This is a genomic window from Actinomadura sp. SCN-SB (assembly GCF_043906805.1).
In the GTDB taxonomy this organism is placed as follows: Bacteria; Actinomycetota; Actinomycetes; order Streptosporangiales; family Streptosporangiaceae; genus Spirillospora.
The window spans coordinates 15,746-42,553 of sequence record NZ_JBIMPP010000006.1 but is presented as its reverse complement, the minus strand read 5'-3'; the positions used below and the strand labels follow the sequence as shown (position 1 = coordinate 42,553).

The following is a 26,808-nucleotide window of genomic DNA, read 5'->3' as shown; positions in this document are numbered from 1 at the left end:
GTTGCCAGGTCCCCGCTAGGGCCGTCCGGTGAAGTGGTGGACGGCTCTCTCGTTGGGGACGCAATGGGTCATCTGCAGGCCCGTCACGTCGCGGGGACCGTTCTTCCCCAGGTTCGCCAGGCGTTTGCGGTCCTCGGGGGTGAGGCTCTGGCCCTTCAGCGGTTTCAGGTGCGCCACGTCCGCGGGGCCGATGCCCAGGCCCTCGCCGACGCGCAGACCCAGGTCGTTCTCGGCCATCAGGAGATGCCAGACCATCCGCTCCTGGATGGGCCGGTCGCACTGCGACAGGTTCGTGACGAGGTTGTGCACCAGGTCGTCCCTTTCCCAGTCCTGCATGAGGCAGTACCGCTGGCCCGTCTGCGCGTAGTCGTTGGCGCGCGGGATGCGCTTGCGGGTGAGCCGCCCCTGGATCGTCGGGCCCTGCTCGTCGTGTACGGGGTACTGCGCCTCACGCAGCCCGCCGGTGATGGACGGCTCGTAGTTGACGTGCGGGTTCTCCCCCGCTTCGTCGACGTAGTAGGTCATCTGCCCGTCGCGCTGGTTGGTGCGGACCTTGGCCTCCTTGGCCTGGTTGACCGGAAGCTGCAAGTAGTTGGGGCCCACCCGGTGGCGCTGGGTGTCGCTGTAGGAGAAGGTCCGTCCGACCAGCATCTTGTCGTCGGAGAAGTCCAGGCCGTCGACCAGCACGCCGGTTCCGAAGGAGATCTGCTCGTTCTCGGCGAAATGGTTCTCGACGTTGCGGTTCAGGACCATGCGGCCCACGGGACGGGGCGGGAACCGCTCCTCGGGCCACACCTTGGTGTCGTCCAGCGGGTCGAAGTCCAGCTCCGGGTGCTCGTCATCGCTCATCATCTGGACGAGCAGCTCCCACTCCGGATGGTCGCCCCGGTCGATGGCGTCGCGCAGGTCCTTGGTGGCGTGCCCGAGGTCGCTCGCCTGGACGGCGGCGGCGTCGGCCTCGGTCATGCTGCGCACCCCCGCCTTGGGCTGCCAGTGGTACTTGACCAGGACGGTGTCGCCCTGCTCGTTCACCCACTTGTAGGTGTTGACCCCGAAGCCCTGCTGGTGCCGGTAGTCGGCGGGGATGCCGCGCGGGCTGAACAGGTTGACCAGCATGTGCATGGCCTCGGGCGTCTGCGACATGAAGTCGAAGATCCGGTTGGGCTCCTGCCGGAAGGTCACCGGGTCGGGTTTGAGCGCGTGGATCAGATCCGGGAACTTGATCGCGTCCCGGATGAAGAACACCCCGAGGTTGTTGCCGACCAGGTCCCAGTTGCCCTCCTCGGTGTAGAACTTGACCGCGAAGCCGCGCGGGTCGCGGGCGCACTCGGAGGAGTCGCGACCGCCGATCACCGTGGAGAACCGCACCGCGACCGGTGTCCGCGCGCCCCTCCGCTGGAACAGCTTGGCCCTGGTGAAACCGGCGATGGGCTCGGCGCCCCAGGACCCGTACGCCTCGAAGTACCCGTAGCTGGTGGTGCCGCGGGCGTGCACGACCCGTTCGGGGATCCGCTCCCGGTCGAAGTGGCTGATCTTCTCGAGGAACTGGTAGTTCTCCAGTGTCGCCGGGCCGCGCGCCCCGACGGTGCGCTGGTTCTGGTTGTCGTACACCCGGTGGCCCTGGCGGTTGGTCAGTTCGGCGCGCCGGTCCCCCTCCTCGGGCCCCAGATGCGAAATATCGGTCATACCGCGATCCCCCCTCGTCAGCCCCGACGCGCGGCTCCTACCCGGGCCGTCCCTCCCTTTCCCTCCCGAAGGTCACATATCGCCGTCAAGAAACGTCCCGGACCGGCGGACGGTGACCTCGCGCACACGCCCCGTGCGGATCGGCGCCCGGGGGCCGGTTCCGGACGGGGAAACGTGAGCGTTCCTCCTGTTCAGCGGCCCCGCGAGGACCGATGATGGGTCCAGAGAGGCCGGGCCGTGGCCCCCGTGCGGCCCGGCCTTCCCCCGCTTCACCGGACAAAACCACACACCTTCCGGCGGCCGTGGCGTTACGGTGGGTGCCGCAAGCCGCGAATGACGAGCGCCCGGACGAGGGCGCGGGGGGACGGAGTGAAGGCACTTCAGCCGGACGACCATCCGGAAGCGGGAGGCCGCGCACGCGATCTCCCCAGCGGCGGGCCCACCGTTCTGCGCATCCTGCTCGGCGGTCAGCTGCGCCGGCTGCGCGAGGCCAAGGGGATCTCGCCCAAGGACGCCGGGAACGCGATACGCGCCTCCGCGTCCAAGATCAGCAGACTGGAACTCGGCCGGGTCGGCTTCAAGGAGCGCGACGTCGCCGATCTGCTCACCCTGTACGGGGTGACGGCGGCCGACGAGCGCGAGCCCCTGCTCGAACTGGCCGAGCAGGCCAACCGTCCGGGCTGGTGGCACCGCTTCAGCGACATCCTGCCGCCCTGGTTCGAGGTCTACATCGGGCTGGAGGAGGCGGCGTCCACGCTGCGCGTCCACGAGACCCGGTGCGTGCCCGAACTGCTGCAGACCGAGGACTACGCCAGGGCGGCGCTGGAGGTCAGCCGCCCCATGGCCCCCGCGCAGGAGATCGAGCGCCGGGTCAGCGTCCTGATGCGGCGGCAGCGGATCCTGAGCCGTCCCGACCCGCCCCAGCTGTGGGCGGTGGTCGACGAGGCGGCGCTGCGCCGCCGGGTCGGCGGGACGGAGGTCATGCGGGAGCAGATCGCGGCGCTGCTCGCCGCGGCCCGGTCACCGGCCATCACCATCCAGGTGATGCCGCCGCGGCACAGCGCGATGGCGGCGCTCGCCGGCTCGTTCTCGCTGCTGCGGTTCGCCGAGCCCAGCCTGCCCGACGTGGTCTACATGGAGCAGCTGACCAGCGCGCTGTACGTGGACAAGCCCGCCGACCTGGCCGCCTACAAGGCGCACCTGGACTGGCTCTCGGTCAACGCCGGCCCGCCGGAGAGCGCCGAGTCGCTGCTCGGCGGGCTGCTGGACGAGCTCGGCGGCTGACGGATCATCGCCCGGCCCGGGCCCGCTCGCTCCCGCGGTGGGGCCTGCGGCGGGCCCGCCTCCTCGAACTCGGCCCTCGTTGTCCTCGGCGGCGTCCGGGCTGTCGTACCGCGTGATCGGTTCGGCCGTGACCCAGGCGCCCTGGCATCCCGGCGAGCGGGCCGTCCAGGAGGCGGCCTCGCTGCGCGGTCCGTGATCCACGCGCCGTTCGGCGCCGCCGTGGACGGGCCCGGGCCGGGAGCCGTCAGCGGCCGATCCTCCTGGCCAGGCCGGGCAGGAGGCGCAGCGCGTTGTCGCGGCCGATGGCCCGGTGCTCGCGGTCGCCCAGGCCCGGGTCGCGGTCGAAGTCGCGCGTGTTGACGCGGACCTCCGGGGCGGTGTTGGCGGGCCAGTCGGTCCCGAACAGCACCCGGTCGGCGCCGACCGCGTTCAGCAGGGACGGCGTCGCGTACGGCGACATCGGCAGGGCGGTGTCGTAGTAGAAGCGCCGCAGCGCGTACCGGATCCTCGCCGGGTCGGGGCCGCCGTCCTCCCTTCCCCAGCCCTCGGCGCGGCCGACGATGTACGGCAGGAACCCGCCGGCGTGGGACAGGACGACGGACACCCGGCGGTACCGTTCCAGCGTTCCGGCGGCGATGAGGCTGAGCGCGGTCCGCGTGGTGTCCAGCAGGAAGTCGCCGATGTACTCCTCGACTCCGGGGACCTCGACGATGCCCTTGGGCGCGAACGGATGGGTGAACACGACCGCTCCGCGCCGGTCGAGCTCGGCGAACAGCGGGTCGAACATCGGGTCGCCGAGGTAGCGGCCGTCGGCCGAGGTGTTGAGGAGCACCCCGTCGGCGCCCAGTTCGTCGAACGCGTACGCGATCTGCTCCAGCGCGAGGTCGGGGTGGAGCATCGCGACGTTGGCGAAGAAGCCGAACCGGGTGGGGCGGGACCGTACCAGCCCGGCCATCGACGCGTTGCAGATCCGGACGCCGGAGGCGGCGACGGCCCGGTCCTGGAACACCTCGGCCGGGATCGGCGCGGAGGCGACGCCGGCTGCGATGTCGTTGGCCTTCATGGTGTCGAGCGTGGCTTTCAGGCTCCAGTCGGCCCAGGACGGCCCGCCGCCGGGCGGGATCAGTCCCTGCTGCTCCGCCCACTCGCGCATCCCGCGCGGGACGGCGTGGTGGTGGACGTCGATCCTGCCTCGCGCGGGCGGGCGGGCGGTGCCGGCCGTGACGGGGACGGCGGGCACGGTCGCCGCGACAGCGGTCAGGCCGGACGCCGCGAGGGCGCGCCGGCGGGTCATTCCGGGCATGAGGGTCTCCCCTGGTCTCGTCGGGCCACCGCACGGAGTTAGGCATTGCTGAGACAGTCTCAAATGAGACTATATCAAAAGGGCCTAAGATGGGGCCCATGCTCGACGACCTGCTCGAACGGCTCCTGTCCGAGGCGGCCGACCCCGCCACCCGGCACGTCGGGCTCGGCATGCTGCTCGCCAGGGCCCACAACACCAGCCGGGGGGCGATGAACCGGGCGCTGCGCCCGCTGGGGATCGACGTGCGCGGGTACACGATGCTGCTCACCCTGCGGACCTACGGGCCGTCGAGCCAGCGGCGTCTCATCGACATGACCGGCATCGACAAGTCCACGATGGTCCGGCTCATCGACGAGCTGGAGCACGCCGGCCTCGTCCGGCGGGAGCGCACGCCCCAGGACCGGCGGGCGTACTCGGTCACCCCGACCCCCGAAGGCGAGCGCGTCCTCGCGGAGGCCCGGGAGATCGCCGCCGACGTCGGAGAGCGGATCTTCGGCCGCTTCCGCCCGGACGAACGCGACCAGCTCGCCGCCCTCCTCCGCCGGCTCGTGGAGCCACCGGCACCGGCCGGCTGACCGGCACGCCCTCAGTGGCAGTGGTGATGTGACTCCTCGTGCCCGGCCTCCTCGTGCCGGGCCTCCTGGGCGGCATGCCGGGTCTCGTGGACGGCCCGGCGTGCCGCATGGGGCCGCTCCGAGACGATCTCGGCCAGTAAGGACAGGGCTATCTCGGGCGCGGTCCGGGCGCCGATGTCCAGGCCGGCGGGGCTGTGCACACGGTCGCCGCCCTCGATGGACGCGGTGACGGCGGCGCCTCGCCTGCGGCTGGCGATGAGGCCGATGTACGGGATGCCGGCGTCGAGGGCCGCGCGAAGGATGGCCTCCTCGTTGTGGCCGTGGGTGGCGACGACCAGGGCGGCGGCGTCCCTGATGACGGGCGCGTCCAGGTCCGCGGTGGGACGCAGGTCGTAACCGGCGGCGGTGCCGACGTCGGCCAGGGCGCGGGCGATCGGGCCGTCACCGTAGACCTGGATCAGCGCGGGCGGGATCACGGCCTCCAGGAACAGGTCCAGCGTCCCGCCGGACAGGCACGGGTTGCTGACCGTGACCAGGCCCTCCGGCGCGTCGGCGCTCTCGTCCGCGCCGGGGGTGATGCGCAGCAGGGTGGACTCCCCGGAGTCGAGGAGGGCCAGCGCCTGGGCGCGCACGGTCGAGGCCGCGCACGACCCCCCGACGAAGCCCTCAAGGGTCCCGTCGGGGAGGACGAGCGCACGGTCACCGGTCTTGGCGCTGGTGGGACGTTCCGCGCGCACCACCGTGGCCAGGACGAACGGGGTCCGTTCGCTGCGGAGCCGTTCGGCTCGGTCGAGCTGGTCCATCATGGGATCGCCAGATCCGTCCGGAACGGGTTCCCCTGCATGACGCGCCAGACGTTGGCCGGGGTGAGCGGCATGTCGGCGTGCCGCACGCCGTAGGGCTTGAGCGCGTCCACGACGGCGTTGACGATGGCGGCGGGCGAGCCGACCGTGGCGGACTCGCCGACGCCCTTGGCGCCCAGCGGGTGGTGCGGGGACGGCGTGACCGTCTCCCCCAGTTCCCAGGACGGGCACTCCATCGACGTCGGCAGCAGGTAGTCCATGAACGAGGCGCCCAGGTGGTTGCCGTCCTCGTCGAACGCCATGACCTGCATCAGCGCCATCCCGACCCCGTCGGCGAGCCCGCCGTGCACCTGGCCCTCGACGATCATCGGGTTGATGCGGACGCCGCAGTCGTCCACCGCGATGAACCGGCGGACGGTGACCTTGCCGGTGCCCGGGTCCACGTCCACGACCGCGATGTACGCGCCGAACGGGTAGGTGAGGTTCGGCGGGTTGTAGACGGTGGTGGCGTCCAGATGGCCCTCCACGCCCTCCGGCAGCTCGACGCTGCCGTGCGCGGCCATCGCGATCTCCTGCATGGTCGCGCCGGAGCCGGGGTCGCCGCGGACCTGCCAGCGTCCCGGCACCCATTCCAGGTCCTCGGGATCGGCCTCCAGCATCGCCCCGGCGACGATCCTGGCCCGCTCGCGCACCTTGCGGGCCACGACGGCGGTGGCGGCGCCGGACACCGGCGTCGACCGGGACCCGTAGGTGCCCAGCCCGAACGGGGTCTGGTCGGTGTCGCCGTGCACCACCTCGACGTCGTCCACCGGGATCCCGAGCTCCTCGGCGACGATCTGCGCGAACGTCGTCTCGTGGCCCTGCCCCTGGGTCTGGACGGAGATGCGCAGGACGGCCTTGCCGGTGGGATGGATCCTCAGCTCGGCGCCGTCGGCCATGCCGAGCCCCAGGATGTCCATGTGCTTACGCGGGCCCGCGCCGACGGCCTCGGTGAAGAAGCTGATCCCTATGCCCATCAGCGGCCCGTCGCCGGCGCGGCGGCGTTCGGCCTGCTCCTCGCGCAGCCTCTCGTACCCGGCGATGTCCATGGCGTGCCGCAGCGTGGCCGGGTAGTCGCCCGAGTCGTACTCCCAGCCGGTGGCCGAGGAGTACGGGAACTGCTCGGGGCGCAGCAGGTTGCGCATCCGCAGCTCGGCCGGGTCGATGTCCAGCTCGCCGGCCAGCACGTCGATCATCCGCTCGACCAGGTACGCGGCCTCGGTGATGCGGAACGAGCAGGCGTAGGCGACGCCGCCGGGCGCCTTGTTGGTGTAGACGCCGGTGACCGCGCAGTGCGCGGCCTCGATGTCGTACGAGCCGGTGAACACGTGGAAGAACCCGGCGGGGAACTTGGTGGGCTGCGCGGTGCCGTTGAACGCGCCGTGGTCGGCCAGCACCTTCACCCGGATCCCGCGGATCCTGCCGTCCCGGGTCGCGGCGATCTCGCCGCGCATGTGGTAGTCCCGCGCGAAGGACGTGGTCATCAGGTTCTCCGAGCGGTCCTCCATCCACTTGACGGGGCGCTTGGCGACGATGGACCCGACGATCGCGCAGACGTAGCCGGGGTAGATGCCGACCTTGTTGCCGAAGCCGCCCCCGATGTCCGGCGACACCACCCGGATCTTGTGCTCGGGCAGCCCGGCGACCAGCGCGTACACGGTGCGGTGCGCGTGCGGCGCCTGGGTGGTGGTGTACACGGTGAGCTTGCCGGTCACCGGGTCCATGTCGGCGACGATGCCACAGGTCTCCAGCGGCGCGGGATGGACGCGGGGGTACAGCACGTCCTGTTCGACGACCACGTCCGCGCTCGCGAAGACCGCGTCGGTGGCGGCGGCGTCCCCCGCCTCCCAGTCGAAGATGTGGTTGTCGGTGCGGCCCTCGACGTCGTCGCGGATCACCGGGGCGTCCGGGTCCAGGGCCTTGCGCGCGTCGACGACCGGGGGCAGCGGGTCGTAGTCGACGTCGATCAGCTCCAGCGCGTCGCGCGCCGCGTAGTGGCTCTCGGCGACGACGAACGCGACCTCCTGGCCCTGGAAGCGCACCTTGTCGGTGGCCAGGACGGCCTGCACGTCCGCCGACAGCGTCGGCATCCACGCCAGGTTCAGCCCGGCCAGCGTCTTCCCAGTGATCACCGCGCGGACCTGGGGATGCGCCTCGGCGGCCGAGGTGTCGATGGACACCAGGCGGGCGTGCGCGTGCGGGCTGCGCAGGACGGCCCCGTACAGCATGCCCGGCAGCTTGATGTCGTCGACGTAGTTGCCCTTGCCGCGGATGAACCGGGCGTCCTCCTTGCGCGGCACGCGCCCGAACCCGTGATGCCGCGGCCTTGCCTGGGTTTCCGTCATGGCGCCGCCTTGTCTGGACTGAGGAGTGAGGAACGAACGACGAGGGAAGACAAGGCGCCACAGCGCCATGACCCGGAGCGGCGAAGCCGCGACCATGAGCACGTCATGGCGCCGCTCCTTCGGTTTCCGCGGCCGGGTGTTCCGCCGCCCAGCGGACGGCGCGGACGATGTTCTCGTAGCCGGTGCACCGGCAGATCTGCCCGGACAGCGCTTCGCGGATCTCGGGCTCGGACGGGTCGGGGCGGTGGTCCAGCAGCCACCGGGCCGTCATCATCATGCCCGGCGTGCAGAACCCGCACTGCAGGCCGTGGCACTCGCTGAACCCCTGCTGCACCGGGTCGAGGACGCCGTCGCGTTCCAGTCCCTCGACGGTGCGGACCTGTTTGCCGGACGCCATCACCGCCAGCACCGTGCAGGACTTGACCGGCACCTCGTCCAGCCAGACCACGCAGGCGCCGCAGTTGGAGGTGTCGCAGCCCCAGTGCGTGCCGGTGAGCCCCAGCTCGTCCCGCAGGAAGTGGACCAGCAGCAGGCGCGGCTCCACGTCGCGTGTGTACGCCTGCCCGTTCACGGTCACCGTGATGTTCATACGCGGCACCTCTCGTAGGCGCGGCGGAGCGCGCGGGTGGTCAGTTCGCCGGCCAGGTGCCGCTTGTAGTCGGCGGGGCCGCGCTGGTCGGAGGACGGGGAGCAGTGCTCGGCGGCGAGCCTCCCGGCCTCGGCGAAGGCCGCGTCGGACGGTTCGGCGCCGCGCAGCGCGTCCTCGGCCTCGGCGGCGACGAAGCGCTCGGCGCCGACGGCGGTGAGCCCGATGCCGGCCTCGACGATCCGGCCGTCCGCGTCCAGGCGGAGCGCGGCGCCGGCGGCGGCCAGCGGCCAGTCGCCGACGCGCCGCTCGACCTTCTCGTACGCGCTCGATCCCCCCGGGCGGATCGGGACGCGCAGCTCGGTCAGCAGCTCGCCCGGTGCGACGACCGTCTCGTACGGGCCGACGTGGAACTCGCGGATCGGCACGGTCCGCTCGCCTTCCGGGCCGCGGATCACCGCCAGGGCGCGCAGCGCGGCGAACGCGGCGGACAGGTCCTCGGACGGGTCGGCCTGGCACAGCGAGCCGCCCACGGTGCCGCGGTTGCGCACCACCGGGTCGGCGATCACTCGTTCGGCGTCGTGCAGGATCGGGAAGTGCTCGCCCGCCACCGCCGAGTCCAGCAGTTCCGCGTGCCGGACGAGGGCCCCGACGCAGAGCATGTCGCCGTCGATCCTGATGGAGGACAGCTCCTCCACGTCGTTGATGTCGATGAGCGCCTCGGGCTCGGCCAGGCGCAGCTTCATCATCGGGATCAGGCTGTGCCCGCCCGCGACGACGCGCGCCTCGGGGCCGTGCCGGGCGAGCAGGGCCAGCGCCTCCTCCACGCTCGTCGCGCGCTCGTACTCGAACCTTGCCGGTACCTGCATGGCGCCCCCTCAGGGGTGGACGGGGTCGGGACGTGCATGCCCGGGCCGTGGCAACGTGGCCGGATTGTCATCCCAGGCCGGAGGCGGCCACAACCGGCGAATAACCGATCCCTTAACCCGCCGGCCGGAACGGGACAGACTGGGCGCATGACGCTCACGCAGCTCGGCGCGTTCGTGCTCGTCGCCAGGCTCGGGTCGGTGAAGGAGGCGGCGCGCGCGCTGGGCGTGAGCGAGCCCGCGGTGTCGCAGGCGCTGACCGCGCTGCGGCAGCACCTGGGCGACCCGCTGATCGAACGCGGCCCCGGCGGGATGGCGCTCACTCCGGGCGGCGCGCGGCTCCTGCCGGTCGCCTCCCAGATGGTGGCGCTCGGCGCGGAGGCCGAGGGGGCGGTGCGGGCGGCGCGGGGCGCGCCGGAGACGTTGCGGGTGGTGGCGACGGCGGCGATCGCCGAGTTCGTCGCCACTCCCCTGCTGGAGACGTTCACCAAGCGCTCGGCGCGGGAGGTGGACGGCAGCGCGGGCGTGGTGGCCGGCAAGGAGGTGCCGGTGCTGCTGCACAGCCGGCTGGCGGACGTGGCGATCGGACCCGACCTGGGGGACGAGCCGGACCTGGTCAGCGAGCCGGTGTTCCGGGCGCGGCTGGTCGCCGTGGGGCCTCCGCGCGGGAGGCCGGGACCGCCGCCGGTGTGGCTGGTCGACCCGTCCGGCACGGACCCGTCCAGCGAGACCAGCCTGCTGCTGCGGCGCCTGAAGGTCCCCGAGGACCGTGTCCGCGTCTACCCCAACCAGACCGCCGCGTGGGCCGCCGCCTCGGACGGCGACGGGCTGGCCGTCGCGCTGGCGCACCTGGTCGGGCATCGGGTGCAGCGCGGCGAGCTGCGGATCGTGCCCACCGCCGCGACGCCCGTGAAGATCCAGTGGCATGTCACGACGCTCGCCGCCGCACGCAGGCCGCCGCTGGCCGGGGCGTTCCGCCGGTTCCTGGCCACCGCCGACGCCCTGCACATCATGCGGAGCCCGGGGTCGGGCGTCCCGCCGTCCCGTTTCCGCCCGCCGGTGTACGTGACCCTCTGGAACTCAACGCCCGGTGCCTGACAGGCGCCGTTCCAGGAGGGCGGCGCCGCGGCCGGTCAGGAGGCCGGCGGCCCGTTCGCGCAGGCCGGGCGGTGCCAGTGCCGTGCCGGGCGTACGGGCGTCCAGGTCGGCCCAGTCCAGCAGGGACTCGGCCATCAGCAGCGGCACCGAGCAGCGTTCGTGGACGGCCGCCGCCGCCTCGAAGTGCTCGGCCGCCAGCGCGGGGTCCCCGGACGCCGCGGCGAGGTGGGCCAGGTAGTGGTGGCCGCAGTGGTGCGCGACCGCGGAGTGCCCGAACGTGTCGCCGTGCGGCTCCAGCGCCTTGTAGAGCGGGTCGAGCAGGTCGTCGGCGCCCTGCCGGGACGCGGCGAGCGCCAGGTTGTCCAGGGCGGGACGTTGCGCCATGTTGCGCGGCGGAATGACGCCGTGCTCGCCGACGATCCGGCGCAGCACCGGACCGGCCGCCTCGTCGTCCAGTTCGGTGAGGAAGCGCAGGAGGACGTGCGCCGGGTCGGGCATGCGGTCCTCGACGGCGCGGCGGACCGCGTCCCGTACCTCGCCGAGACGGCCGCGCAGCCTGCGGATCTCGCCGGTCTGCTCGGCGAAGAACGCGGGCGCCTCGTACTCCCGCCCGATCTCCAGGCCGAGCCGCAGCGACCGCTCGGCCTCGCTCTCCGCCTCGTCGATCCGCCCGCGCATCAGCAGCAGCGCGGCCCGGGAGAAGGAGACCAGCCAGAACAGGTGCGGCTGCGCCAGCCGGCCGGCCAGCTCGCCCGCCCGGTCCAGCCAGCGGGTGACCTCCTCGGTGTCGCCGGTGTCCAGGATCCCCGAGATGCCCTGGAAGGTCGCGTGGAACAGCGCCAGGTCGTCCCCGGTCGCGCGGGCCGCCGCCAGCATCTCCTCGGTCTCGGCGCGGCGCCGTTCCGGGGTGCCCTCCGGGACGACCGTCAGGTTCCGCAGCCCCAGGACCCGCACCAGGATGCGCGGGTCACCGGCCGCCCGCGCCCAGCCCAGCGCCACGTCGCTCAGGGTGAAGCGCCGCTCGCCGTCGTCCGGGGCGGAACCCGGAGCGGAGCCCTCGCGGAGCGGAGGGTTCCGCCCCGGACGCCCTTGCCGGGGGGTGTGGGGGGTCGTCCCCCCACCGGGATACGCCCAGGTCAGCTCGGCGGCGAGCTGCGCGGTGAGGAGCGCCCTGGTACGCAGGTCGGCCGGGTCGACCAGGCGCAGCGCCTCCTCCAGCAGCGCGATCCTGTCCGGGTCGATCGCCGCGGTCGTGCTGAAGAAGCCGCGGTCGCCGGTGGAGGCCACCGCCACGATCAGGTCGTCCCGCCCGCTCCGGCGGGCCGGCTCCACGGCGCTCTGCAGCGTCCGCCACGACCGGGAGTCGCCCGCCAGCCACATCGCCCGGCCGCACGCCGCCAGCGTCTCGGCGCGCCGCTCGGCCGAGGTGCCGGGGTCCAGGTCGAGCAGGTCCAGCAGGCCCTCGTACCAGGTCACGGCCTCGGCGTGGGCGAGCCGGGCCAGTGCCTCCTCGGCGGCGCGGCCGACCGCGCCGATCGCCTGCCGCACGCGCCCGATCCCGGCGCTCGCGCGCGCGGCGCGCAGCAGATGCCCCGCCAGGACGTACGGGCGGGTCCCCAGCGTCCGCGCCTCGTGTTCGAGGAGCAGGTCGGCCACCCGCCCGTGCAGCTCCGCCGCCCGGGACTCCGGCAGCGCCGCGTACACCGCCTCGCGGGTCGGCTCGTGCGAGAAGCGGAGGTACCAGCGCGCGGTCTGGGTCAGCAGCCCGGCCGCGGTCATCTCCGCGACCGCCCCGGCGAACTGGACGCCGTCGAACCCGAGCCCGGCCCGCAGCGTCTCGTGCCGCATCCGCTCGCCCACGGCCAGCAGGTCCGCCACGGCGCGGGCGCGGGGCGACAGCCGGTCCAGCCGGTCGGCGACCATGCGGGCGGCCGAGTCGGCCACCGGCACCTCGTCCAGGTCGCGGCCCGCCATCAGCTCCCGCACCACCTCGGTGACCAGCAGCGCGTCGCCGCCGGTCTGGTGGTGCAGCCGGGCCGCGGCCGCCTCCGGGGCGGCGAGCTCGACGTCCGGCGCGGCGGCCAGGATCGCGGCGATCTGCGCGCGGTCGAACCTGCGGGGGCGCAGCGAGACGCGGCGGTCGAGGCCGCGCGGCTTCACCCCCTGGCCGGGACGCGCGGTGACCAGCACCAGGAGCCTGGGCGGCGACTCGTCCCAGCGCAGGGAGCGCAGGATCTCCAGGGACCCGGCCGAGGCGCGGTGCAGGTCGTCCACCACCAGCAGCACCGGGCGCACCCGCGCCAGCCGCTCGATCAGCGTCCGCGTCGCGCGGACCAGCCGGTAGCGGTCGGAGACCGGATCGTCGTCGGGCGGGACGGTCATCCCCAGCGGCGGCCCGGACAGCGCGGGCGCCAGCCTGGCCAGTTGCCGGCACTCCTCCGCCTCGGTCACCCCGGCGCGCAGCAGCCGCACCGCGGAGGTGCCCGCCAGCCGCCGGACGGCGCCCGCGATCGGCTCGTACGCCTCCCGGGCGGGATCGTGGCAGCGCCCCGCCAGGACCGTGAAGCCACGGCGCGCCGCCTCCCGCGCGACGGCCGACAGCAGGTCGGTCTTGCCCTCGCCCCGTTCACCGGTGACGAGGACGGTACGGGTGCCGGCCTCGGCCGCCGACAGTTCCGCCCGTAACTCGGCCAGTTCGGTCTCGCGGCCGACCACGCCGGGTGGATGCCGCCCGTCCAGCCACGGGGGCAGCGGATCGTCGCCCGCGGGGTGCAGGTCCCGCCACCGGAACTCGTGGACCCGCGGCTCGTCCAGATAGCCGAAGGGAAGGTCGGGATCCCCGAAGGCCGCCAGGCCGCGCACCTGGTCGGTGCACAACACCTGGCCGCTCTCCGCCATGCCCGCCAGCCGCGCCGCCTCGGCCAGGGGCCTGCCACGAACGCCCTCCTCGTCCCAGGTGACATCGCCGACGCTCAGGGCGGCGCGGACCGCGACGGGCCCGGACGCCCACCGTTCCTCACCGGCCAGTTCGCGCTCGGCGACCAGCGCCGCGCCGAGCCCCGCGGTGACGGACTCGAACACCGCCATCAGCCCGCCGTCCCGGTCCTGGAGGGAGACCGCGCCGGACGCCGTGGCGGCCGAGCGCAGCAGCCGCTCCACGTCCGGGGCCTCGGACGACCCGACGATGTCGGCGCACAGGACGGTGGCCGTCGTCACGGCCCCCGGTTCTCGCTTGGGACTCACGCGGGCTCACACATGGCGGGTTCTGAAGGCGGGTTCTAGGGGGCGTTCGCGGACAGGGCCGGGCGCCTGCCCAGGGAGCCGCGCACCGCGCGCCGCGTCCGCCGGCGTATCCGTCCGGCCCGCCGGATCCGCCAGGAGCGGGCCAGCTCCGGAGGGATCCGGAACGGCGCGCGCCCATCGGCGAAATGGTCGGTGAACCATAGGATCGCGCACCTCCCGGTCTTGCGCATCAGCATCCGGATCACCGGGCGCACCGGGTCGGGGATCCGCTCGTGGCGGCGCAGGAACCGGGCGAGGCCGAACAGCGGCACCGACCACCAGGCGGGCCGGGGCACCGCCAGCAGGCCGGGCACGCGCTCGACGCCGTCGCCCCAGTCCCGGAAGACCCAGTGGATCAGGCTGCGGGGCAGCTTGCGCCATCCCAGCGGCATGAACGACTCCATCCCGGCGAGCAGCGCCGCCATCAGCCGCCGGCCCTCCTCGCAGGTGCCGAGCGTACCGCTGAAGTACGCCATGATCTCGTCGGCGTCGGAGAGCGACAGCGGCCTCTCGCGGCAGGACGCCACGCCCATCAGGTTGCCGAAGACGCTCCAGGTGTAGAGGTTGGCCTCCTTGTCGGCCCGGGACAGCTCCACCCCGAAGCGCTCCATCGCCCTCCAGGTGACGCCGCTGAAGTCGATGAGCGTGGCCAGCAGGAGCTCCTGGTTGACCGGGGCGCCGTGACGCTCGCCGTCCCAGTCCGGGTCCCACTTCCCGGCCCGCTGGCGCTCCCATACCAGCGCGCGGACGAACGCGTGCAGGACGCGCAGGCCCACCGCCGAGGTGTGGCCGGGCCCGCCGGGGCGGAGGGTGTCCGGGCCGCGCAGCGCCATCACGTCGACGAGCATCTGCCCGGTCTCGGCGACGCGGCGGGTCAGGTTCCGGGTGCCCAGGTCGGAGACGCCCGCCAGAACGATGGCGCTGGACTCGTGCGCGTAGGCCAGCGGGAGGCACGCGCAGTACAGCACCGCGGCCTGGTAGAGGCCGTTGTCGTGGAAGACCCGCTGACCGCGCTCGATCTTGGCGTCGTCGCCCGCCCAGCCGGGCAGGTCCCGGTCGCCGCCCAGCTCGTCCAGGATGGAGGTGGCGTCCCGTTGCGGGCCGGCGGCGCCGCCGCGGGCGCGGCGCTTGGCGTTCCCCAGCTCGCGGATCACGGCGCCGACGGCGGCGCGGGCGTCGCCGAGCTCGGGGTGGTCGCGCAGGTAGGCGGCCGCGGCCTCGTCGACCTCCGGGTCACCGGCGTGGCGCAGCCGCTCGAACTGCTCACGGGTCCACCGCGCCGGCGTCGTCCGCGTCATGGCCGCGGCTCCGGGGCGGTGGTCCGCGCGGTGGCGTGCGCGCCGAGGTCGATCCGCGCCAGTTCCAGCGCGTCGGGGTCGTACTGGACGGGCGAGCGGTAGAAGCGGCGCACCACCCATCCGCGCAGGCCGGGCCTCTTCGCCCTGTCCTCGTAGCGGTCGATCTTCTTACGGAACCACGCGCTGCGCACCGGCTCGGGCAGCGTCCCCACCGCCGCCTCGGCCTCCAGTTCGGCGGCCAGCGGTGGGCCGTAGGGCGGGCCGAACAGCTCGGGGACGGCCAGGTAGGCGCGGAAGTAGGCGACGATGAAGCGCATCCGCTCCGGGTAGTCCAGCCAGTCGGCCACACCGTCCTCGGCCCTCTCCGGGTCGGGGACGAACGTCTCCACCAGCTTGCGCACCTCCGCGTCCTGCACCTGCCAGGTCAGCGGCGGCGCGGCGGCACCGGGCGGCGGCCTGAGCGGCTTGCTGAGCCGGATCTCGCTGACGGGCGTGCGCAGTGTCCCCATGTAGCGCGTGTAGAGGCGGGCCCACAGCGACTCCGCGACCCGGACCGGCCAGGGCACGCTCTCGTGCGGCTGGGTGTAGAGCGCCAGGCGGTGGAACGGGCGCCGCATCACCATCGCCAGCAGCGTCCGCCACGAGGCCCGCATGACCCAGCGCACGGGACGGTAGAGCACCAGCTCCAGCGCCTTCTGCGCCCGTGCCTGCTCGTACGCCGACATCGCGATGTTCGCGCCGAACACCAGCTCCGCGCGGAGCCGCGCGTCCCGCGTCCCGGCGGCGCGCGTGAGGAGGGACGACACCGCGTCCAGGTACGCCTCGTCGGCGGGCGCGACCAGGTCGCTGAGGAACACGGGGCGGACCTCGACGGGCTCCCCGGGCCTGGGACGCCGCGGCCGTACCGCCGGTGACGCGGCCCGGCCGTCCCGCCACAGGCCCGCGGCCAGGCTGCCGGTCTCCAGGAAGATCATCCGGTTGGCCAGGGTGAGGCCGAGCTGGTAGCTGGGGCCGAGCAGCCGCAGCGTCAGCGCGCGGAACGGGTGGCCGCACCACGGCGGCAGCCCCAGCCTGGCGGCCAGGCCCGCCAGGAAGGGCGAGCCGTCGGACAGGTCCAGGCCCTCCGCGATCGCCTTGGAGCTCCAGGTCGCGAACGCGAACCAGTTGGCCTCGTCCCGTCCGGCACGCGTCCCCAGGTCACGGGCGAGCAGGTGGTAGACGTGCGCGATGACCATCGCCTGTCGGGCCGGGGCCCGGTCGCGGTAGGACGCCACGCGCAGCACGTCGTCGGCGGTCACAGGATCGGTGGACATATCGCATCACCCCGTTGGCACCCCGGAGGCTAGCGGTTCCCCTGCGCCCGCGTACATGTCATAGGACACAGGAGCCCAAGCCGTCACCTCGTTCACGAGGCGGTGGGTCAGGCCACGGCGCCTCTCGGGAACCCGCGGGTCCTCGGGGGCGGCGCGGCCGGCCTCGCTCAGCCTGAGGTCGACGTCGGCGGTGGTGCCGTCCCGGGCGCGAGATCGGCGGGCGCCACCAGGACCCGCTCGGCGGCGAAGCGCGAACGCGAGCGGGAACGCCGCCAGCCCCACCAGCACGGGCCTGGCGGGGCGCGGGAGCGTGTCCTGTTCCGGCCACCCGGCGCGCTTTGGGAAATAATGGGTACTTCCCGATACGCGTTCCAGGGACGGAATCCCAAAGTCGTTCGTCGGGCACGCCAACCGGATATGCGCCGACGGGAGACGTGTTCCGGAATCGGACGCGGCGACAAGGACCGACGTGACGGGCGGCAAGAATGGCGGAGCCACGGCGACGACCCACCACCCCCGGGTAGCGTCCGGGAATGGATCTCTCGCGGGAACGCGCGGACGGCACCGGCGGCGCGGCGGACGCCATGCTGGAAGTCGTCATTCCGTGCCGGAACGAGGCGGCGCGCCTCCCGCACGGACTGGCCGTCCTCTGCGCGCGGCTGCGCACGCTCCCGGTGCGATCCGCCATCCTCGTCGTCGACAACGCCAGCACCGACGCCACCGCGCGGATCGCGCGGTCGTGGCCGGGGCCGATCCCGGTCCGGGTGCTGCATTGCCCGCGGCGCGGCAAGGGCGCGGCGGTGCGCGCCGGGCTGCTGGCGACCAGTGCCCCGTACGTGGGGTTCTGCGACGCCGACATGGCCACCGACGTGGCGGCGGTCGGCCCGGCGCTGGAACTGCTGCGCGCGGGCCGTCCCGTGGTGATCGGGGCTCGGCGGCATCCCGGATCGGCCGCCGAGCCCTACCGCGACCCGCTGCGCCGTACCGGGGCCCTGATGTTCAACCGGCTGGTCCGGGACCTGGCCGGGGGCGTCGCCGACACCCAGTGCGGGTTCAAGTTCTTCGACGGGCCGCTCGCCCGGTCCGTCGCCGCCGACCTGCAAATCACCGGGTACGTCTTCGACGCCGAGCTGCTGATGCGCTGCGTCCGGCGCGGTGCCGCGATCACCGAGCTTCCGGTGGTGTGGCGGGATGCTCCCGGTACGGCCTTCTCGCCCGTCCGCAACGCGGCCGGATGCGCCCGCGACCTGGTGCGGCTCCGCCTGGCGGCGCTGCGGAACCGCGTCCCCGCGAGCGGTGCGGGCGCGCCGTCCACGCCGCCAGAAGCAGCAGCGCTCCCGCCACCAGCGCTGCGGCAGGACCCGCGGTACGGACGAGCGTGAACCTGAGCGCGTACCCGTCGGCGGTCTTCACGAGCCTGCGCCGGTCCGGCTCCACGGTCACCAGGTCGGCGTCCGCGAGCGTCACGCCGCGTCCGCCGCCGGGCTCGCCAAGGCGCTGCCCCTCGTCCCCGCCGCCGCGGGCGGGGGACGGGTGATCGACGCGGCCGGCCGAGGGGATTCGAGATCCCTCCGCGCATTTCACTCCTATTGACGAATCGTCCGACACTATCGATTTTCCGCTGTCAGACCACGGGGCGCCGAAAATGGAGGGACCACACCCGCCATCTGTTCTTCACCTATTCCGGCCGACGGCGTCTCCCGCCGCACCCGAGCCGGAAAGCGCGTCGTCCAGGAATACCGCGTGCGAGACGAGCCCGGCGCAGGTGCGCGCCGCGGTCTCGTCGTCCAGCAGCGACCACGGCGGCTCGTGCAGCCCTTCGAGAAGACCGCCGATCGCGACGGCCAGGGAGGACGGGTCGAGGTCGGGACGCACCCCGGGCAGCGGCGCGAGGGCCTCCAGGATGCCGCGCAGCCGCTCCAGCAGGGCGGCCCTGATCGCCTCCTCCTGGCCGCGCAGCTCGGGATGGTCCACGCACGCCTCCGACCAGGCGCCGAGCAGGCCGGCGGCGGCGCGCCGCCGCTCCACGGCGGTGCGCATGGAGCGGACCAGGGAGCCCACCGGGTCCGACAGCAGGTCGGACGGGGAGACCAGCAGCTCGGCGATCTCCTCGACCCGCTGTCCCACCCTGGAGGAGGTCGCGCTTGCTGCCGAAACGCGTGTAGACGGTGCCCACCGAGACCCCGGCGTCCCTGGCGATCCGGTCGACCGAGGCGCCCCGCCAGCCGTGCGCGGAGAAGTTCTCCAGGGCCGCGCGCAGCAGCGCCGCGTGGGAGCGGCGGCTGCGGTCCTGCCGCGGCTCGCCGGGTGGCGCGGTCGTGCGCCGGCCGGCCGCGCGAGAAGCCATCGCCCCCTCCAGCAAAATGAACCGGAACTCAGATTTGCACAGCGATTCAGCCGGAGTCAAGGCGGCTCCGCGCCCCCCGCGAAGCGTGCGCGGCGATTGAGATATCGGCCACTCCCTCGTATCGCTGCACGCGCATTCCCGCACCTCGCCGCGCGGTTTTCTCAGCCGCTCCTGAATTCGTGCCGAAAATCTTGGGAAACCGTCTTCAGCCCCTTACGCGGCACCCTCTTAGCCGTACAGCGGGTGCTGCGCGGCACGGCGCCGCCGAGGAACGCCCGCCTGATGCTGCCGAGACGCTGTCGGCCATGGTCGAGACCGACCTGAACCTGCAGGCGGCGGCCTCCCGGCTCACGTCCACCCCAACACGGTCCGTTACCGGGTCCGCCGCTTCGAAGAGGCCACCGGCCTGCGCCTGACCCGCGACCGCGATGCCTGCCTCCTCTGGTGGGCCCTCGAACACCGCCGCATGAGGACGGCCGAGACGCGGCGCGGTCCGGGCCTGCAATAAACTCGACCGGTGACCGCAGAACCCGGGCTTCCTCCGGATTCGCGCGACCGGCCCCCGCCGGCGCCCAACGAGGTGCGCAGGGCGCTGGGCGCGTTCGCCAGCGGCGTCACCGTGATCACGGCGCTGCACGGCGGTGAGCCGGTGGGGTTCGCCTGCCAGTCGTTCGCCTCGGTCTCGCTGGAGCCCCCGCTGGTGCTGTTCTGCGCCGACCACCGGGGGCGCACCTGGCCGCGGATCCGGGCGGCGGGCCGCTTCTGCGTGAACGTGCTCGCCCATGACCAGGAGGACGTGGTCCGCAGGTTCGGGTCCAGCACGGGCGCGAAGTTCGACGGTCTGGAATGGGACCGTTCCCGGTGGGGCGCCCCCGCGTTACGCGGCGTGCTGACCCGCGTCCATGCGGAGGTGGGCGACGTGCATCCCGCCGGGGACCACGACGTGGTGATCGGGCGGGTGCTGGAGGTGGAGGTCCCCGGCGACCAGGAACCCATGATCTTCTTCAGGAGCGGGTTCGGGCTGGGACGGCGCGCCGGCGACGACACCGTCTCGGAGGCCGAGCTGTGGGCCTGGGGCGACCGCTGGGAGTGACCCGGCTTCGCCGCCTCCAGGGGTCGTGCCGTCACGACGTCAGACGACGTCCAGGCCGAGCGTCCAGTCCGGGTCGCGCGGCCGTCTCCTGAGGTCCCGGACGTACCGCACTCGGACGTCCGGGTCGACGGGACAGTACGTGCCCTCCCGGCGCCGGAGCACGTGACGATCTCGATGTCGTGCTCGCGGGCCAGGTAGGCGCTCAGGTTGAGCACGGTGCGGATGGTGGCCGCCGCCCTGCGCGTAGTGGAGGAGGATGCGCACGCGCAGCCGCCCGTCCGCGTTCTCCTCCGGCGCGCGGGCATCGCCAGCAGCAGCGCCAGGCGGCGCAGTGCCCGGTGCGTGGGACGTGTCATGTGGTGCACGATCCGCCGCGTCCTCCGCCCGCACGGCGGCGGGTTTCAACAGGCGGCGGCTACCCGGCGATCAGCCGGTGGTCACGGTGCGGTCCAGGGCGCTGCCCTTGACCCAGGAGCTCCACGGCATCTGGTAGTAGCTCCACCCGTTGTTCCACTCCAGCTTCCGCTTGCTGCCCGTGATGATCACAACGTCGCCGCGGTAGGCGTACTTGTAGAACCACTGGGCGGCGGCGGGCGGCGAGTTCAGGCAGCCGTGGCTGACGTTCTGGCGTCCCTGCGCCCACACCGTGGAGGCCATCGAGTGGATGTACTCGCCGCTGTTGGAGATGCGCACGGCGTGCGGGATGACCTCGCGGTAGCCGCCGTTCTTCTTGTCCTTGGGATCGACGCCCATCCACTCCGACGTCATGATCGCCGGATTCTCCTTGCCCATGGTCAGGTGGATCCCGCTGGTGGTCAGGAAGGTGTCGACCCCGTTGACCACCCGGCCGCCCTTGCCCGCGCTGATCGGCCAGGACTTGATCGTCCTGCCGTTCTCCTTCACCACGAGCCGCTTGGTCTTGGTGCTGGCGAGGACGATGTGCGAGTCGCCGATCGTGAACCGTTGCGAGAAGTCGTCCACCCCGTAGGTCGACTTGCCGGACCTGACCCCGCTGAGCTTGGCGGAGAACGTGACCCGCTGGTTGGGCTGCCAGTACTTGCCGTTCTCGGTGCGGAAGATCACGGTGTTGGAGCTGACCCAGTTCCAGGCGCCGGTGGCGGGCTTGGTCGACCTCACCCGCAGCGCCTTCTCCACCGCCTTCTTGTTCTCCACCGGCCGGTTGAACGTCACCATGATCGGCATGCCCACGCCGACCGTCTCGCCCGGCCGCGGCGTGACGTCGATGATGTCCAGCTCGGCGGCCGGCTTGAGGGTGCTGAAGGTGCTGGTGACCGTGGTGGTCTTGCCCTGCGGGCTCTTGGCCACCGCGGTGACCTGGTACCGCGCCCCCGGGCGCAGTGTCCGCGACCGCCACCGGGTCTTGTCCGCCGACAGCGCGCCGGCGACCGGCTTGCCCTTGTACGTGAGGGTGACGCTCTCGATCGCGCCCCCCGCGACCGTGACCGAGACGCCCTTGTCGGGCCTCGCCTTGAGCTCGCCGTTGCCGGGCGCGACGGTCACCTGAGGCGTGCCGGCCTCGGCCTTGCCCCCGACGGTGACGCCGTCCCCGTTCTCTTCCCCTCCCGAACAGGCGGTGGTGAGGAGCAGGACGGCTCCTGCCACCCCCGCGCCCGCCCTCATCCCTGGGGAGAACCTCCGCTGCACCGTACGACCTCCAGAAACCCCGCCGTTACCAGGGGAACGTTAGCGACAAAGCGCCGCCGAGGATGGCATGATGGCCGCTTTGCCCAAACTCCGAGATCAAAGCGTTGCTTGGGACGTCTGCGACAAGGGACGTGGAGTGGTGCGTCACGGACGAGACGTGACGAAGGTCACGCCCCCGAGTCGGTGGGCGCGGCCGGGAACAGGTCGGAGTTGTGCAGGTCGAGGTCGATGTCGGCGGGGATCTCCCCGTCCACCCTGGTGGCCTCCCAGTCGGAGTTCAGGGCGCTGCCGACGGCGCCCCATTTGCCGTCGAGCCGGACGTCGGCGCCGTTGCGGACGATGGTGAACCGCACCTTCCCGGTGGGCTCGGTTCCCGCGCCTTCGGTGTAGCAGGCGTAGACCGACCTGCCGTTCCCCTCGACGACACCGCGGATCCTGCTCTTTCCGTGCCAGCGGTAGATCATCCAGACGTCCTCGCCGTCGGTCCGGATGTACATGTCGCCGTAGGTGCTGTTGTAGTGCCCGTCGAGGTAGGTGTGGTCGTCCCCGGACAGCCGCGGGACGATCACCATGGCGAGCACCCCCGCCAGGAGCAGGGCGGCACCGGCGGCGAGCCCGGCGAACAGCGGCCCCCGGCGCGTCCGCCGGACCGGCCGCCCGGCGCCCGCGGGCAGGGTGGGCTCCGGCCCGTGCTGCCGGCCCTCCATGGCCACGGGGGCGGTGGGCATCCCGGCCCCCGCCTGGGGCCACCCGTGCGGTGGCGGCGCGTCGGCCCGCGTGGGGATGTGGGACGGCGGCGGAGGCGGCATGTCGGGCGGCAGGGCGGGCGGTGTCGGAGGCTGCGGCGCTTGCCCGACACCGGCGGGCCCCAGGGCGCCCACGGCGCCCTCCGTTCCCGGGGAGGCGGCGGCCGCGGCCGGGTCGCCGCCGGGCACGCCGAGCCGCGAGAGCAGGTCGCGTGCCGTGGGACGGCGGGCCGGGTCCTTGGCCAGGGCCGCGCCGATCACCTCGCGCAGCGGCTCCTCGATGCCCTCCAGGTCGGGCTCGGTGTGCACGATCCGGTACGCGATGGCCTGCGAGGGGCCGGCTCCGAAGGGCCTGCGGCCGGTCGCGGCGAACGCCATGACCGCGCCCCAGGCGAACACGTCGCTCGCCTCGCTCGCCCCGGCGCCCTCGAACTGCTCGGGCGCCATGTACGAGGGCGTGCCGACCAGCTGGCCGGTCGCGGTGAGCCCCTGCGTGGCGTCCAGCGCGCTGGCGATCCCGAAGTCGATCACCCGCGGGCCCATCCGGCTGAGCAGCACGTTGCCGGGCTTCAGATCACGGTGCACCACACCGGCGCCGTGGATGCCGGCCAGGGCGGCGGCCATGCTCACGCCCAGCTGCTCCAGCTCGGCGCGGCGCAGCGGGCCGCCCTCCTCCAGCGCCTCGTCGAGCGTGGGCCCGTCGATGTACTCGGTCACGAGGTAGGGGTGCTCGGCGTCGGGATCGGCGTCCAGGACCTCGGCGGTGCAGAACCGCGGGACCTTCAGCGCGTGCGCGGCCTCGTACCGGAACCGCTCGCGGAACGTGGCGTGCCGGGCGTGGTCGGACCTGACCACCTTGATCGCCACCAGGCCGCCGCCGGGGCCGGGTCCCCGGCCCAGGTAGACCGACCCCATGCCGCCCTCACCGAGGAACCCGATCACCTCGTAGCCGCCCAGCCTCTCGGGATCCCCGGCGCGCCGGGGCCGAGCCTTGGCGGGCAACCGGGGGACGTCGTCGGCCATATGCGCTCCCGTAACCTGAGGACCGCGTCCAGCATTCCGGACCGGACGCGGTCCCCGCAATCGTGCTTGGTCAGGACCCCTCAGCTAAGGGCGCTGCCCTGCTTCCACTGGTCGAAGGGCATCTGCCAGAAGCCCCAGCCGTTGTCCCACTCAAGCCGGCGGCTGCTGCCGGTCAGCTTGAGGACGTCGCCGCGCTGGGCGATGTCGAAGTACCACTTGGCGTTGGACGGGCTCAGGTTGAGGCAGCCGTGGCTGACGTTCGCCGAGCCCTGCACGCTCACGGTGGACGGCATCGAGTGCGTGTACTCGCCGCTGTTGGAGAACCGGACGCCGTAGTTCACCACGGTCTTGTAGTAGCCGGGGTCGCCGGGCTTGCGGCCCGGGGCCTCCATGGTGACGGGGTTCTCCTTGCCCATGAGCAGGTGGATCCCGCTGGTGGTGGTGTACTCCCTGGTGGTCCCGTTGCCGGCGCTGAAGGGGATGGTGCGCAGCTTGCGGCCGTCCCGGGTCACCGTCATGTGGTGTTCGCCGATGTCACCGGTGGTGATCTGCCTGGCGCCGATGGTGATCGTCTGGTCGACGTCCTTCGCGCCGTACACGCCCTGCCCCGCGTTCACCCCGGCGAGCCGCGCGGTGAAGCGCACCGTCTGGTGCGGCTGCCAGTACGTCTGGGTGCGGTAGATCACCTGGTCGGACCCGATCCAGCGCCAGGCGCCCGGGACCGGCTTCTCCGGGGTGACCGTCAGCGCCCGCTCGACCGCGGCCTTGTCCGCCACCGGCCCGTCGAACCGCACGATGATCGGCATCCCGACGCCGACCTTCTCGCCCTTGACGCTGGGCGTCACATCGGCGATCGACAGCGTCCGCTCGGGCTTGAGCGTGCTGAACGTGCTGGTCGCGGTGCTGGTCTTGCCGTCGTGCCGCGCCCTGACCGTGACCGTGTAGGACGTGCCAGGGCTCAGCGTGCGGTCGGACTTCCAGCTCTTGCGGTCCGCGGACATCGTGCCGGTGACGGTGACGCCCTGCCCCTGGACGGTGACGTCCTGGAGCCTGCCCTCGCCGACCCGGACCTGGATGGGCCCGTCCGGCCGCACCGACCGCGCCCCGTTGACCGGCGTGATCGTGACCGCGCCCTCCTGGCCCGCGGCCAGCCCGCCGGTCTTGCTCCCCCCGACGACGCCGCAGGCGGCCGTCAGGATCAGGACCGCTCCCGCGCCCCCCGCCGTGATCAGCCCGAAACGACCTTTACTCCCCACAGAAACTCCTGAAGGCCCTGGTTAACCCCGTGTCATGCGAATCCATCCAAACCCTTTGGATGCCCAGGGCGAGGCAAAGGTTGGCTCAGGGGCACGGTGATATACGACGAGAAGGACCGGCACGAAGGCTCGTGCCGGTCCGGGAGAGGAGAGCGGTGCCGAAGGGCTCAGCCGGTGACGCCGGTGGCGGGCTCCCCGCTGACGTGGCGCAGGACGCGCTTGAAGCCGAGGATCGAGACCGCCACGGCCGCGGCGCCCAGCACGGTGACCATGCTGGTGCGCATCCACAGGAACGCGCCGAGCGACTCGTTGAACAGCATCCAGAGGCTGATCAGGGCGTTGGCGAAGAAGACCATGGACCACAGCAGGGAGATGCGCAGGAAGAACTGGCGCACCCGCTCGTGCTTCATGAACGCCTCGGGCAGCGGCACCATGTCGGCCGCCAGCTTCTGGGCCAGGGGGCGCCCGAGCGGCACCGAGGCGAGGAAGGTCGCGCCGACCACCAGGGTGCCCAGGGTCGGCTGGAGGAAGTACACCACCGGGCTTCCGGTGACCGCCGCCAGGACGGCGCGGACGGTGACGCCCGCCGCGGCCAGGAACATCAGCGCCGGGACCCCGTGCCCGCGCCAGTACCGCCAGGCGATCCCTCCGTACACCCAGGCGACCGCGGCGACGAGCCCTCCGTTGAGGCCGAGCAGCGCGAAGGCGGCGTAGAAGATGGCGACGGGGGCCACCGCGCCCTCGATGAAGCGCGGCAGGGCATGCCGGATGAGGGACGTCAGGCGCGGCAACTCGAAGCCATGGTGGGTGGAACGGTTCATAGACTGCTGTGCTCCTGGGGAGGCGGCGGTTCGGTCCAAGGTACGTGAAGATCCGCGCTGAGCGGTCATCTTCCGGTCCGGAATCCCCTCCATCCGTACCGCCTCCCCCCTGGGATGCCCCGCCTTCCGGTGCGGCGCGGCGCTCGGTTAGGTGCATGTGTAGGTGACCCTGTACGTGACTCTGTACGTGACAGGGCCCGGCGACGGATCACCGGTGGGTTCGGCCCGGAGCGGGGCCGGGTTGGCCTCGCGTCCGCTTTCGGCCAGGATCGATGTTCTCGTCCCTTGCGGCGTCCCCGTGCCCCGCACCGTGTCACCGGCCGTGAGCTGGGACTTCACACGGGGATGGTTCCTAGGAGGATGCCCCCGGATGGCGGCCTCACTCCTCCGGAAGGGGAGGCTGGACGTCGCTGGCCGCCGAGTAGATGGCGCGCAGGGTCACCGCCACCGAGGGCCTGCGCACGCTGGCGGCCCGCGTGACCGCGTACACCTCGCGGACGATGGGCGGGCCGGGTATGAGCCTTGTCACCACGCCCTCGATCCCGGCGGCCATGCCCAGCGAGGGGACGGCGGCGATCCCGATGCCCTTGGCCACCAGGCTCAGGATGGTGTGGAGCCCCTCGAACTCCCATGGGACGGGACGGGCGCCGCCCACGGTGTCCAGGAGCCGCTCCACGCCCTGCCGGGACGGCTCGCCGGGCGGCGCCGCCATCCAGGACTCCTCGCGCAGGCGTTGCAGGTCCACCGCACGGCTCCGGTCGGCCAGCGGGTGATCGGCCGGCACGGCGAGGACGAGCGGGTCGCGCCGCAGATGGAAGAACTTCAAGGCGGAGGGCGGCTGCCCGGGGAGCTTGCCGGACCAGTCGTCCACCAGGGCGATGTCCACCTCGCCGCTCTGCACCTGCCGGATCGCGCCTTCCGGGCCGGGGGTCTGCCGCAGCACGAACGTCAGCTGCGGATGATCGCGCAGGCTGCGCGCCAGGGCGGGGGCGAACGCCACGGCGGCCGTGGGGAAGGCGGTGACCACCACCCGCCCGACCGGCGTGTCGGCCTGGCTGGACAGCTCGGTCTCGGCGGCCTCGACCAGGATCAGGATCTCCTCGGCGCGCTCGGCGAGCCGGCGTCCGGCATCGGTTAGCTCGGCGCTGCGGGCGGTGCGGTCGAGCAGGGCGACCTTGGCCTCCCGCTCCAGCGCGGCGAGTTGCTGCGACACCGCGGAGGGCGTGTAGCCCAGCGCGGCGGCGGTGGCGGCGATGCTCCCCCGACGTGCGAATTCGGCGAGCAGGCGGAGGCGGCGAAGCTCCAGCATCAGACAATCTTACGGTCAGCATCGATGAGACTCGCTTGCCATGATGCTAAAACCGGGCAGGCTAGAGGTG

Annotated in this window: 21 protein-coding genes and 2 pseudogenes; 6 read left to right on the top strand and 17 right to left on the bottom strand. The window is 72.9% G+C overall.

Going from position 1 to position 26,808, the window contains the following annotated elements; genetic code table 11:
• Positions 1 to 15: 15 nt before the first annotated feature.
• Positions 16 to 1,686 carry a catalase gene (locus tag ACGWYJ_RS05645; protein WP_395104497.1) on the bottom strand — a complete coding sequence of 557 codons (1,671 nt, stop codon included), beginning with the start codon at positions 1,684 to 1,686 and terminating at the stop codon, positions 16 to 18.
• Between the two features lie 369 nt (positions 1,687 to 2,055).
• Here ACGWYJ_RS05645 and ACGWYJ_RS05640 point away from each other — a divergent pair, with 369 nt between their 5' ends.
• Positions 2,056 to 2,970, top strand: coding sequence for a helix-turn-helix domain-containing protein (locus ACGWYJ_RS05640; protein WP_395104496.1), 915 nt, complete (start codon positions 2,056 to 2,058; stop codon positions 2,968 to 2,970).
• A 244-nt stretch (positions 2,971 to 3,214) separates the two neighbouring features.
• On the opposite strand, the gene ACGWYJ_RS05635 is transcribed toward ACGWYJ_RS05640, so the two are convergent.
• Entirely contained in the window at positions 3,215 to 4,273 is a 1,059-nt protein-coding gene (locus ACGWYJ_RS05635) for an amidohydrolase family protein (RefSeq protein ID WP_395104495.1), read from the bottom strand.
• A 98-nt stretch (positions 4,274 to 4,371) separates the two neighbouring features.
• Between ACGWYJ_RS05635 and ACGWYJ_RS05630 the strand changes: the two genes are divergently transcribed.
• Positions 4,372 to 4,848: a MarR family winged helix-turn-helix transcriptional regulator gene (locus ACGWYJ_RS05630; protein WP_395104494.1), complete on the top strand. Its 477-nt coding sequence runs from the start codon at positions 4,372 to 4,374 to the stop codon at positions 4,846 to 4,848.
• Positions 4,849 to 4,859: 11 nt separating this feature from the next.
• Here ACGWYJ_RS05630 and ACGWYJ_RS05625 read toward each other — a convergent pair whose 3' ends face one another.
• The 4 genes from ACGWYJ_RS05625 to ACGWYJ_RS05610 all read right to left on the bottom strand — a co-directional run bounded on the left by ACGWYJ_RS05625 (position 4,860) and on the right by ACGWYJ_RS05610 (position 9,490).
• On the bottom strand, positions 4,860 to 5,654 hold the full coding sequence (locus ACGWYJ_RS05625) for an XdhC family protein (protein ID WP_395104493.1): 795 nt from the start codon (positions 5,652 to 5,654) through the stop codon (positions 4,860 to 4,862).
• Positions 5,651 to 8,035: an aerobic carbon-monoxide dehydrogenase large subunit gene (locus tag ACGWYJ_RS05620; RefSeq protein WP_395104492.1), complete on the bottom strand. Its 2,385-nt coding sequence runs from the start codon at positions 8,033 to 8,035 to the stop codon at positions 5,651 to 5,653. The genes ACGWYJ_RS05625 and ACGWYJ_RS05620 overlap by 4 nt, the downstream gene beginning before the upstream one ends.
• Before the next feature lie 103 nt (positions 8,036 to 8,138).
• Complete coding sequence (locus ACGWYJ_RS05615; protein ID WP_395104491.1) at positions 8,139 to 8,624, bottom strand: (2Fe-2S)-binding protein; 486 nt, start codon at positions 8,622 to 8,624, stop codon at positions 8,139 to 8,141.
• On the bottom strand, positions 8,621 to 9,490 hold the full coding sequence (locus ACGWYJ_RS05610) for an FAD binding domain-containing protein (RefSeq protein WP_395104490.1): 870 nt from the start codon (positions 9,488 to 9,490) through the stop codon (positions 8,621 to 8,623). Before ACGWYJ_RS05610 ends, ACGWYJ_RS05615 begins: the two co-directional genes overlap by 4 nt.
• A 147-nt stretch (positions 9,491 to 9,637) precedes the next feature.
• Between ACGWYJ_RS05610 and ACGWYJ_RS05605 the strand changes: the two genes are divergently transcribed.
• Positions 9,638 to 10,585, top strand: coding sequence for a LysR family transcriptional regulator (locus ACGWYJ_RS05605; protein WP_395104489.1), 948 nt, complete (start codon positions 9,638 to 9,640; stop codon positions 10,583 to 10,585).
• On the opposite strand, the gene ACGWYJ_RS05600 is transcribed toward ACGWYJ_RS05605, so the two are convergent.
• The 3 genes from ACGWYJ_RS05600 to ACGWYJ_RS05590 form a co-directional block, all read right to left on the bottom strand.
• A complete protein-coding gene (locus tag ACGWYJ_RS05600; protein ID WP_395104488.1) occupies positions 10,568 to 13,801 on the bottom strand; it encodes an ATP-binding protein in 3,234 nt (1,077 codons plus the stop codon). The two genes, ACGWYJ_RS05605 and ACGWYJ_RS05600, sit on opposite strands and share 18 nt — an antisense overlap.
• A 62-nt stretch (positions 13,802 to 13,863) precedes the next feature.
• Positions 13,864 to 15,165 carry an oxygenase MpaB family protein gene (locus ACGWYJ_RS05595; protein ID WP_395104487.1) on the bottom strand — a complete coding sequence of 434 codons (1,302 nt, stop codon included), beginning with the start codon at positions 15,163 to 15,165 and terminating at the stop codon, positions 13,864 to 13,866.
• Positions 15,162 to 16,478 (bottom strand): hypothetical protein, encoded by a 1,317-nt coding sequence (locus tag ACGWYJ_RS05590; protein ID WP_395104486.1) that lies wholly within the window; start codon positions 16,476 to 16,478, stop codon positions 15,162 to 15,164. Before ACGWYJ_RS05590 ends, ACGWYJ_RS05595 begins: the two co-directional genes overlap by 4 nt.
• Before the next feature lie 533 nt (positions 16,479 to 17,011).
• On the opposite strand from ACGWYJ_RS05590, the gene ACGWYJ_RS05585 reads away from it, so the two are divergent.
• Positions 17,012 to 17,860 (top strand): glycosyltransferase, encoded by an 849-nt coding sequence (locus ACGWYJ_RS05585; protein WP_395104485.1) that lies wholly within the window; start codon positions 17,012 to 17,014, stop codon positions 17,858 to 17,860.
• Positions 17,861 to 18,152: 292 nt separating this feature from the next.
• Here ACGWYJ_RS05585 and ACGWYJ_RS05580 read toward each other — a convergent pair whose 3' ends face one another.
• Positions 18,153 to 18,605, bottom strand: coding sequence for a TetR family transcriptional regulator C-terminal domain-containing protein (locus tag ACGWYJ_RS05580; protein WP_395104484.1), 453 nt, complete (start codon positions 18,603 to 18,605; stop codon positions 18,153 to 18,155).
• A 13-nt stretch (positions 18,606 to 18,618) separates the two neighbouring features.
• A pseudogene (locus ACGWYJ_RS05575) lies at positions 18,619 to 18,825 on the bottom strand (helix-turn-helix domain-containing protein); the annotation flags it as partial.
• 361 nt (positions 18,826 to 19,186) lie between these two features.
• Between ACGWYJ_RS05575 and ACGWYJ_RS05570 the strand changes: the two are divergent.
• Positions 19,187 to 19,333, top strand: a pseudogene (locus tag ACGWYJ_RS05570) (helix-turn-helix domain-containing protein); the annotation flags it as partial.
• Positions 19,334 to 19,342: 9 nt separating this feature from the next.
• Positions 19,343 to 19,918: a flavin reductase family protein gene (locus ACGWYJ_RS05565; protein ID WP_395104483.1), complete on the top strand. Its 576-nt coding sequence runs from the start codon at positions 19,343 to 19,345 to the stop codon at positions 19,916 to 19,918.
• 39 nt (positions 19,919 to 19,957) lie between these two features.
• Here the strand turns inward: ACGWYJ_RS05565 and ACGWYJ_RS05560 are convergent, their stop codons facing one another.
• From ACGWYJ_RS05560 to ACGWYJ_RS05535, 6 genes are all read right to left on the bottom strand, one after another.
• Complete coding sequence (locus tag ACGWYJ_RS05560; protein ID WP_395104482.1) at positions 19,958 to 20,080, bottom strand: hypothetical protein; 123 nt, start codon at positions 20,078 to 20,080, stop codon at positions 19,958 to 19,960.
• Between the two features lie 264 nt (positions 20,081 to 20,344).
• On the bottom strand, positions 20,345 to 21,559 hold the full coding sequence (locus ACGWYJ_RS05555; RefSeq protein ID WP_395104481.1) for an Ig-like domain-containing protein: 1,215 nt from the start codon (positions 21,557 to 21,559) through the stop codon (positions 20,345 to 20,347).
• A 191-nt stretch (positions 21,560 to 21,750) separates the two neighbouring features.
• Entirely contained in the window at positions 21,751 to 23,352 is a 1,602-nt protein-coding gene (locus tag ACGWYJ_RS05550; protein ID WP_395104480.1) for a serine/threonine-protein kinase, read from the bottom strand.
• Positions 23,353 to 23,432: 80 nt separating this feature from the next.
• Positions 23,433 to 24,608: an Ig-like domain-containing protein gene (locus ACGWYJ_RS05545; protein WP_395104479.1), complete on the bottom strand. Its 1,176-nt coding sequence runs from the start codon at positions 24,606 to 24,608 to the stop codon at positions 23,433 to 23,435.
• Positions 24,609 to 24,775: 167 nt separating this feature from the next.
• Positions 24,776 to 25,429, bottom strand: coding sequence for a VC0807 family protein (locus ACGWYJ_RS05540; RefSeq protein ID WP_395104478.1), 654 nt, complete (start codon positions 25,427 to 25,429; stop codon positions 24,776 to 24,778).
• A 379-nt stretch (positions 25,430 to 25,808) separates the two neighbouring features.
• A complete protein-coding gene (locus ACGWYJ_RS05535) occupies positions 25,809 to 26,738 on the bottom strand; it encodes a LysR family transcriptional regulator (protein ID WP_395104477.1) in 930 nt (309 codons plus the stop codon).
• Positions 26,739 to 26,808: the final 70 nt, after the last annotated feature.